At 59.2% G+C, this 8,713-nt stretch carries 6 protein-coding genes; 3 read left to right on the top strand and 3 right to left on the bottom strand.

Annotation, left to right across the window (positions count from 1 at the left end):
- Window positions 1-1,194: cytochrome-c peroxidase (locus WBP53_RS00660; RefSeq protein WP_423924903.1), on the bottom strand; the 1,194-nt coding region annotated here is incomplete at its 3' end.
- Window positions 1,195-1,548: 354 nt separating this feature from the next.
- Here WBP53_RS00660 and WBP53_RS00655 point away from each other — a divergent pair.
- From WBP53_RS00655 to WBP53_RS00645, 3 genes are all read left to right on the top strand, one after another.
- Window positions 1,549-4,701, top strand: coding sequence for a Calx-beta domain-containing protein (locus WBP53_RS00655; protein ID WP_423924901.1), 3,153 nt, complete (start codon window positions 1,549-1,551; stop codon window positions 4,699-4,701).
- A gap of 208 nt (window positions 4,702-4,909) precedes the next feature.
- Window positions 4,910-5,806, top strand: coding sequence for a c-type cytochrome (locus tag WBP53_RS00650; RefSeq protein ID WP_423924899.1), 897 nt, complete (start codon window positions 4,910-4,912; stop codon window positions 5,804-5,806).
- Window positions 5,806-6,255, top strand: coding sequence for a hypothetical protein (locus tag WBP53_RS00645; RefSeq protein WP_423924897.1), 450 nt, complete (start codon window positions 5,806-5,808; stop codon window positions 6,253-6,255). The genes WBP53_RS00650 and WBP53_RS00645 overlap by 1 nt, the downstream gene beginning before the upstream one ends.
- A 32-nt stretch (window positions 6,256-6,287) precedes the next feature.
- On the opposite strand, the gene WBP53_RS00640 is transcribed toward WBP53_RS00645, so the two are convergent.
- Both WBP53_RS00640 and WBP53_RS00635 read right to left on the bottom strand, forming a co-directional pair.
- Complete coding sequence (locus WBP53_RS00640; RefSeq protein ID WP_423924895.1) at window positions 6,288-7,301, bottom strand: NADP-dependent oxidoreductase; 1,014 nt, start codon at window positions 7,299-7,301, stop codon at window positions 6,288-6,290.
- Window positions 7,302-7,541: 240 nt separating this feature from the next.
- The coding region (locus WBP53_RS00635; RefSeq protein WP_423924893.1) for a CRTAC1 family protein at window positions 7,542-8,713 on the bottom strand (1,172 nt) is incomplete at its 5' end.

Below are 8,713 nucleotides of genomic sequence, written 5' to 3'. Positions count from 1 at the left end.
GATGCATTCGCCGACACCTGCACAACTCGGAGATGCGAACGGGTCGGAGTAGCGGGGATCACTCAGAAACGCACTGTCCGTCAGTGTATTCATGAAGGCCACCAAGGCATTCTTCTGAGCTTGTGTGAGATTCAGGCGTATCGGACTTCCGTTGGGCAGACGCAGGCGCCGGTCCAGGTTTTGATGTGGCATGACGCCACTGTTGTAGTGTTCGACGACCTGAGCCAGAGTCGAGAACCGCCCATCGTGCATGAATGGCGCGCGCACGCCGATATTGCGCAGTGACGGCGCCTTGAACGAACCGAGGAAGTTTGGTGTTCCGAACGTCTCGAAGGCACCCTGGTCCGTGCTGCTATTGGCATCGAGGCCGTTGTTGATCGGGCCATTCTGGTCGTTGACGAAAGCTTCAGTGGCGTGGCAACCGCCGCAGCCTGCACCGCCGGCTTGCGGGGCGGTCAGAAAGAGAGTCTTGCCCTGGTTTTCCAGAGTGCTGAAGTTTGGGAAAGGCTGATTGAAATTGGCGACCATGGCGCGACCTTGATCGTAGCGGCTGGTAATCGAAACCAGGCTTCGCACGAACTGGGCTAGTGCCTTGCCAATACGGTCGGCAGAGATGCCTGGATCACCAAATGCGGCATCGAACAGAGCGGGATAGTAGCTGACCGTGGCCAGTCGATTCTCGAGCTCGGGCAGGCTCATCCCCATTTCGACAGCGTCCTGGATTGGCATCAGCGCCTGGGCTTCCAGGGATACGGCGCGCTCGTCCCAGAACGCCCGGCCGCGCTGGTAGAAGCGCGCATTGGTCAGGCCCATGGAATGGCGCCGGGTGCGGCCGCCGTCAAAGCCGACACTCAATGCCCGAGGGTCGGAAAATCCTCGAGCCTGCTCATGGCAGGACGCGCAGGAAACGGTTTGATTCAAGCTCAGATTCGGGTCATGAAACAGCACCCTTCCCAAAGCAGCTCCGGCATTCGTGGTCGGATTGCTTCCCGGCGTGTTGTCGTGGTCGACAACCGCGATCTGGGTCGGTGAGCCGGGTACGGCCGGTACAAAAAAGTAGGCTGGCAGTGGAACAAAGTAGTCGTAGGGTGGCGAGGGCAGGGCTGGATCGACTTGCTGTGCGTGGACGGTTCCGAACAGCAGGCATCCCAGAAGCACGCTTGCGCCGTGCCTGATCAACACCTTCAACTTCATTGCGCTTTTCCCTCCCGAGCTGGATTCCCGGAGCTGACGGCTCTGGAAGCGGCAGTCCCTCGACCATCGTAGTCTCTTCCGTATTGGCAATGATGTAGAAACCATGGAGAGAACCTGCGGCCCACGACCCACCTTCACGGCGTTGGACGGGCGAAGGATTCAGGAGCGCCAGGCAGTCAGCCAGTCGATCTCTCCGGCCATCTCGCTCCGGCGCGGCAAGCCAGATCCCCGGACTTCATGGGCGGAGAAACCTGGCTGATTCCTGTCGAGGGGCTACGCAAATTTCTGCATTGCCGAAGGCGCGATCTAGGCGTAGCGTGACGACTTCTTATAGGGGCATCAGGGGTCTTCTGCATGAAAGTCACGTCGCTGGTCGTGTTTGTCGGACTGTGCCTGGCGTTTGGCCCCGACTTGGGGTTGGCTCAGGACCCTGTGCCGATCGATACGCTGCCATTGACCCCTGCAACCGTATTCCATGGTGAGTCGCCGAGCCTGCTGGAGATCTCTCGCAATCCTGTCGAAGTCTTGCCAGGCAACGGCCAGCTATTCGAGTTCGAACTCGATGAAATCCTCCTCGCGCCCGAACTCGCGGCACCCTCGTCTCCCGGTGCCTCCTCTGTCTTGCAGCAGTTCGCTCCCAAGCCGCTAGCAGCCGTTGCTGGGGTCAGTTTCGAAGGTCCTGGCTTGGGGCTTCCGGGATTTACGCTGACCGGCGCGCCGCCGGACATGACTCTCGCCGTCGGTCCAAACCACATCGTAGCCTGGGTCAATTCCCAGTTCGCCGTCTACAACAAGTCAGGCACGGTTCTGGTCGGGCCACTCAACGGCAATTCCCTGTTCGTCGGTGTCGGCGGGGTCTGTGAAACAACCAATCGTGGTGACCCGATCCTCCAGTACGACAGGCTCGCTGATCGCTGGATCCTGAGCCAGTTTGCGTTCTCTGTCAGCGGCTCGAATGCTGCCGCACCGTACTTCCAGTGTTTCGCTGTTTCCACTACAGGCGATCCAACCGGCAGCTATGTCCGCTACACGGTGCAATTCAGCTCGACCTCGCCGGGTGGGTTGAATGACTACGGCAAGCTGGGTGTCTGGCCGGATGGCTATTACACGGCATACAACATGTTCGGTGGGTCACCGGCGGGCAGCTTCACCGGAGTCGCCCTGTGCGCATCGGATCGGACCAAGATGCTGGTCGGCGACCCCACGGCCACGACATTGTGCGCACCAATCGCTTCCCACGCCAATCTTGGATCATTCCTTCCGGCAGATCTGGATGGCACAACCCTGCCAAGCGACCTGACCCAGGGCGGGATTTTCATGAGCGTGACCGCGGCCGGTAGCAGTCTTCGCTATCTGAAGCTGAAACCGAATTTCGTTGCCGGCACGATCAGCTTGGGCAACGGGGTCGGCGGAGCCTCCGGTTCGTACATCAGCATTCCGATCGGGGCCACTACCTACGCCTGCAATGGGGGAGGGGGTGCGTGCATTTCGCAGCCTGGCACAACCAACCGGCTCGACACGTTGGGAACACGATTGATGTACCGACTCGCATATCGCAATCGCGATGGCATCGAAAGCATGATGGTCACGCATTCGGTTGACCCGGATGGTTCTGGATCGCGTGGAGCCGCGCTACGCTGGTACGAGATCCGCAACCCGCTTGGGAACCCATCGGATCCCGTGGTCGCCAACCGACCCGTCCTGTTCCAGAACGGCACCTATGATCCTGGTGCCACTGGCGACCGCTGGATGGGATCGATTGCCATGGATCGCTGGGGCAACATGTTGATGGGCTACACCATAGCCAATGCAGGAGCAGGCGTCTTCCCATCCATGGCCGTGGCCGGTCGTGAAGTGGGCGATGCACCCGGTACGCTGCAAGCCGAAGTCACGGCCGTTGCGGGCGGTGGTTCACAGACCGGAAACCTGACTCGATGGGGTGACTATTCAACGATCCAGGTGGATCCGGTCGACGACAGGACCTTCTGGTACATCGGTCAGTACCTGTCGGCAGACGGCTCGTTCAACTGGCGCAGTCGTGTTGTCAGCTACACGATGCCGGTGCCGCCAGCGAGCCTCGGCATCGATGACGCAAGCGTCGGCGAAAACGCTGGTGTGGCGCAGTTCACGATCACACGCTCACATACGGAACAGGATGTTGACGTGAGAGTCGACACGTCCAATGGGACTGCGACGGCGGGCACCGACTACCTCGGCATCTCCAACCTTGTCGTTCAATTCAGTGCTGGAGGATCTGCCACCGCAACAGTCAACGTGACGATCCTGGACGACAGTGAGCTCGAGGCCGGCGAGACTTTCAACGTCAATCTTTCAAATGCAGTCAACGCAACGATTGCCGATGGCACCGGCCTGGGTACGATCCTCAACGACGACAGTGCCTCGATCGCAATCAACGACGTGACCCAGGCTGAAGGCAATGCTGGCACGACCAACTTCGTTTTCACGGTGAGCCTGTCCGGTGCTGTGCAAGGAGGCTTCAGCGTACCCTTCAGTACTGCAAGCGGCACGGCCACCCAGCCGGGTGACTACGCCAGCAACAGCGGCACGTTGAGTTTCACTGGCAGTCCCGGTGAGACGCGGACAATCACCGTCGCCGTGGTCGGCGATACCGTACTCGAGCCGAATGAAACCTTCGTGGTCAATCTGGGTGCGCCGAGCAATGCAGGTGTCACGGTCAGCGATGACACAGGACAAGGCACGATCAACAACGACGACGCGGCTTCAGTCGCGGTAAACAACGTCAGCCAGGTTGAGGGCGACAGCGGCACCAGCAACTTCGTTTTCACGGTGAGCCTGAGCGGGTCGGTTCAGGGAGGCTTCTCTGTGCCGTTCAGTACGGCCAACGGCACGGCTACGCAGCCGGGAGACTACGCAAGCAATATCGGCACACTGAACTTCACCGGTACGACCAGTGAGACGCGTAGCATCACCGTGGCCGTTGTCGGGGATCTGGTGCCGGAAATTGACGAGACCTTCTTCGTCAATCTGGGCGCTGCAAGTGCCGGCGTCACTGTAGGCCAGGCCCAGGGAGCCGGTCTGGTCCTCAATGACGACCTGTTCGCCGATGTATCGGTCAGCAACAGCGATGGCGTGAACTGGGTTGCTCCGCTGGACACGACCACCTATACGATTGTAGTCACCAACAACAGTACGATCATGGATGTCCCTGGCGTCGCGATTGTCCAGACACTCCCCGCGCTGTTGAGCAACGTCAGCTGGACATGTGCCGGGACCGGCGGGGCGACCTGCGCGACGACCGGCACAGGTGCGATCAGCCAGACGCGTGCAATGCCGAAGTCCAGCAGCCTGACCTACCTGGTGACTGCATCGGTTGCCGCACCGGCAGGCACTCCACCGTCATCGATCAACACCTCGGTCACGGCAACGGTGCAGCCACCCGTCTCGGACACCATTCCGGGCAACAACACGGCCAGCGACAACAACACCCTGATTACGGACATCATCTTCCGGGATGGCTTCCAGTAGCTCTGTTCGAACATGGCAGGCTCGTCCCCTTGAACACCGGGAGATGAGCTTGCCGAGCGCAAGCGGTATGCCTGTCGGCAGCAAGCCGTGCGTGGCTTCAATCGGAATGCAAGACACCATTGATCGAGCAGCTTGCATTGCCGCAATGATGGTCGGGAAGAAAGCTTTGAATATCGACAGCTGAACTTGCATGAACGGGAGGAGAGACATGCGCAGGTTATTCAAGTGGACAGGCCGCTTGTTGATGGGATTGATCGTGTTGGTCGTGGTTGCGTTCGCCGCGGTCTACGGGCTCAGCGAGCAGCGCATGGCCAGGCAGTACGCATTTGCACCAGAGGTTCCTCCGGTACCGAATGATATCGGAGCTATTGAACGGGGTGCCCACGTTGCAGCGATTCGCGGGTGCATGGACTGTCATGGGAGTGACCTGGGCGGGGCAAGCGTGATTGACGATCCAATGTTCGCCCGGCTTTCAGGACCCAATCTCACATCGGGTTCCAGCGTCGGGATCCTTGACGATATCGACCTCGTTCGCGCCATACGGCACGGCGTGGCGCGGAATGGTCGCTCGCTCTTGCTCATGCCTTCCGGGGAGCTCGTTGGCCTCAGTGACCAGGACATGGGCGACTTGCTTGCCTACTTGCATGCCATGCCTGCAGTGGAACGCACGCTGCCCGAAAACCGATTGGGTCCAGTTGCCCGACTCCTGCTCGTTGCCGGGAAAGTGCCCTTGTTGTCGGCCGAGCATGTTCCCCATGATTCGAAGCCGGCGCAGCCGATTCCCGGCCGTACGCCGGAATATGGAGCCTATCTTGCGACCGCCTGCCAGGGCTGCCATGGCAAGTCATTCTCCGGCGGTCATATTCCAGGTACTCCGCCAAATTGGCCCGATGCCTCCAGCCTGACGCCTGGTCCCGAGGGGCTGGCAAACTGGAGTGAGGCGGACCTGAAGAAGGCGTTGCGTGAGGGAGTCGCCAGAGATGGTCGCTTGCTGCAGGCCGACTACATGCCCATATCGGTCACCAAACATCTCACTGACGAAGAGATTGCTGCAATCCACGCCTTTCTTCGCAGCGTGCCTGCAAGAGAAACGGGGAATCACTGATGGATGAAATCAAGGTTGATCTCAAAGACCTCTCCAGCGTGATCGATGCCATGTACGCCATGGTATCCGGGCCCGCCGGGCCACGCGACTGGTCGCTGCAAGCGAAAGTATTCCATCCGGACGCACGCCAGATGCGTACCGGCGTCGATGACCAGGGCGCATCGTGGATGAAGATCATGACCATGGATGAATACTCTGCAGATACCGGCGAATTCTTCGCCACGCACGATTTTTTCGAAGTCGAGGTGGCGCGCCGTGTGCACGTGTTCGGGAACATGGCGCATGCCTGGAGCGTCTACGAAGCACGCAACGCGCCGGATGATGCCACGCCGGAGCGGCGTGGCATCAACTCGATTCAACTGTTCCGCAACAAGGCGGGCGAATGGCAGATCACCTCAATGATCTGGGACAACGAACGCAGCGGCGTCGAGGTTGACTGGTCGTTTTGATTCGCAGGCGCAAGACGCCGCGTTGCGTGCGATCAGTCCTCGGCAACCTTGAGCACCAGTTTTCCCGTATTTTCGCCCTTGAACAGTTTCAGCAGGGTCTCCGGAAAGGTCTCTAGACCATCTACGATATCTTCGCGGGTCTTGAGTTTTCCCTGCTGCATCCAGCCAGCCATCTCGCTGGCAGCTTCGCCATAACGTGCCACGTAGTCGAATACGATCATGCCTGTCATCGAGGCGCGGTTGACCAGCAGCGACAGGTAATTGGCCGGGCCGGCAACGGGCTCGGTACTGTTGTACTGTGAAATTGCGCCGCAGATCACGATGCGTGCATTCATCGCCAGGCGTGAAAGCGCCGCGTCAAGAATTTCTCCACCGACGTTGTCGAAGTAGACATCGATGCCCTTCGGGCAATGCTTCTTGAGACCTTCCTTGACGTCCTCCGACTTGTAGTCGATGGCCGCGTCGAATCCGAGGTCTTCCGTCACGTACCGGCACTTGTCAGCACCGCCGGCGATGCCGACAACGGTACAACCCTTGATCTTCGCGATTTGCCCGACAACCTGGCCGACGGCACCGGCTGCTCCGGATACCACGACAGTGTCGCCGGACTTCAACTTGCCGACTTCGAGGATGCCAAAGTAGGCTGTCATGCCGGGCATGCCCAGGGTGCTGAGGTAAACAGGCAAGGGCGCAAGCGACGTGTCGACCTTGGTCAGGCCCTTGCCATTGGAGATGGCAAAATCCTGTACGCCCATGGCGCCGGTCACGTGGTCGCCGACGGAGAAGGCGGGATTGTTTGATTTGACGACCACACCAGCCGCGCCTGCGCGCATGACTTCGCCGATGCCCACCGGTGCGATGTACGACTTGCCTTCATTCATCCAGCCGCGCATCGCCGGGTCCAGGGAAATGAACTTGATCCTGACCAGAATTTCGCCTTCGCCCGGTTCCGGGATCGACGATTCAACGAAGTCGAAATCACTGCGCTTGACCATGCCTACTGGACGCTGGGCCAACTTGAACTGACGGTTCTTGCTTGGGGGCATGAGTTTCTCTTTGCTTGGGGAGGGGAGTGCACGTGCTGCAGGTTCCAGAGTGACCCTGCGCAACGACAGATACACCTTAGTCCGAATGGGTGCTCGAAGAATAGTGCGCGCGGACGGACTTCCGTTGCGAAACTCCGGATCGGGAGAGTGAATCTCCTCAGCAGGTTTCGCTCAGTGAAACTTGCCTGATGAATCGCGTGAATTTCCGGCAATCTGCCGCCATTCGAGACCGTCAGGCAATTACTCGAACGCGGCCTTGAAAATGAGGTCCGGCGGATGAAGCACCAGAGTCTGGTTGGCGGACACATTGCTGACTTCGGTGACCAGGCCATTGGTCCAATCGACACGAACGAGATCCACGGTCGCTGCACCGCCCAATCCGAAATGGGCTGAAGCCTCGTTCTGGCTAAGGTAGTTGCTGCCGCCTTCTATTCGGCTGATCAGTGTGCGTCCGCCAAGCTGAATGCTGACTTTTGCGCCAAAGCCGTGAGGTGTCGCGCTGCCAACGCCGTCGTTTTCGAGGAAGATCCTCAACCAGTTGGTGTTGGGTCCACTCAAGTCGTTGCGCATCAGGACGATCGGCGATCCCCCGGGAAGGAAGAGCAGGTCCTGATCGCCATCGTTGTCGTAGTCGACGCGAATCAGGCCGCGGCCATCGCCATTGAAACCAAGTCCTATGGATGTGGCAACTTCCTCGAAGGTCAACACACCTTCATCGAGTCTGTTCATGAACACGGTATTGCGACCGATTTCAGCGACATTGACCAGATCGAAGTGGGAGTCGTGATCGATGTCGAAGCTGACGGTCGCCCAACCGAAACCACCATTGGTCACGCCTACCTGATCCGACTGGTTCTGGAAGACGTGGTTCCCCTGGTTCACATAGAAGTTGTTGGTGCCGATGGTCGAAACGTAGAAATCGAAGAGGCCATCTTCGTTCCAGTCGCCCACGGCCATGCCCATCTCACTGAAATCCAAGCTCGTGTTGGACGCGGTTGTTCCGTTGCTGAAACTTCCGTTGCCATTGTTGATGTAGTACAGGCTCGTCGAGAAATCACCGATCCAGATCAGTTCCGGATAGCGATCATCGTTCATGTCGACGAAGTGGGGGGTGTATCCGGCGAGTCCCTGTATGGAGGGTCGCAATCCGCTGCTGGCGGTGACATCCGTGAACGTGCCGTTGCCGTTGTTGCGCATCAGGCAGTTGCCGGTGGCGCGATCACGAAAACCGGAAATCGCCAGGTCGAGATCGCCGTCAAGATCGTAGTCTCCCCACGACCCACCCCAGCCGTCTGCTTCTACGGTGCTGCAGCGATTCACGCCTGCAGCAACGCCTTCATCCACGAATCCGGCACCGGTGTTCCGGTACAAATGATGATGGCCCATCTGCGGGGTTGTAGTGGGACCAAAGC

Source organism: Dokdonella sp. (assembly GCF_049593775.1).
Lineage (GTDB): Bacteria > Pseudomonadota > Gammaproteobacteria > Xanthomonadales > Rhodanobacteraceae > Dokdonella.
This window is presented reverse-complemented; position numbering and strand designations above follow the sequence as displayed.

What these genes read in the sequence shown, in the direction of transcription:
- WBP53_RS00640 (WP_423924895.1), bottom strand. Translation starts at nt 7,301, where the DNA reads ATGCCCCCAAGCAAGAACCGTCAGTTCAAGTTGGCCCAGCGTCCAGTA.
- WBP53_RS00655 (WP_423924901.1), top strand. Translation starts at nt 1,549, where the DNA reads ATGAAAGTCACGTCGCTGGTCGTGTTTGTCGGACTGTGCCTGGCGTTT.
- WBP53_RS00645 (WP_423924897.1), top strand. Translation starts at nt 5,806, where the DNA reads ATGGATGAAATCAAGGTTGATCTCAAAGACCTCTCCAGCGTGATCGAT.
- WBP53_RS00650 (WP_423924899.1), top strand. Translation starts at nt 4,910, where the DNA reads ATGCGCAGGTTATTCAAGTGGACAGGCCGCTTGTTGATGGGATTGATC.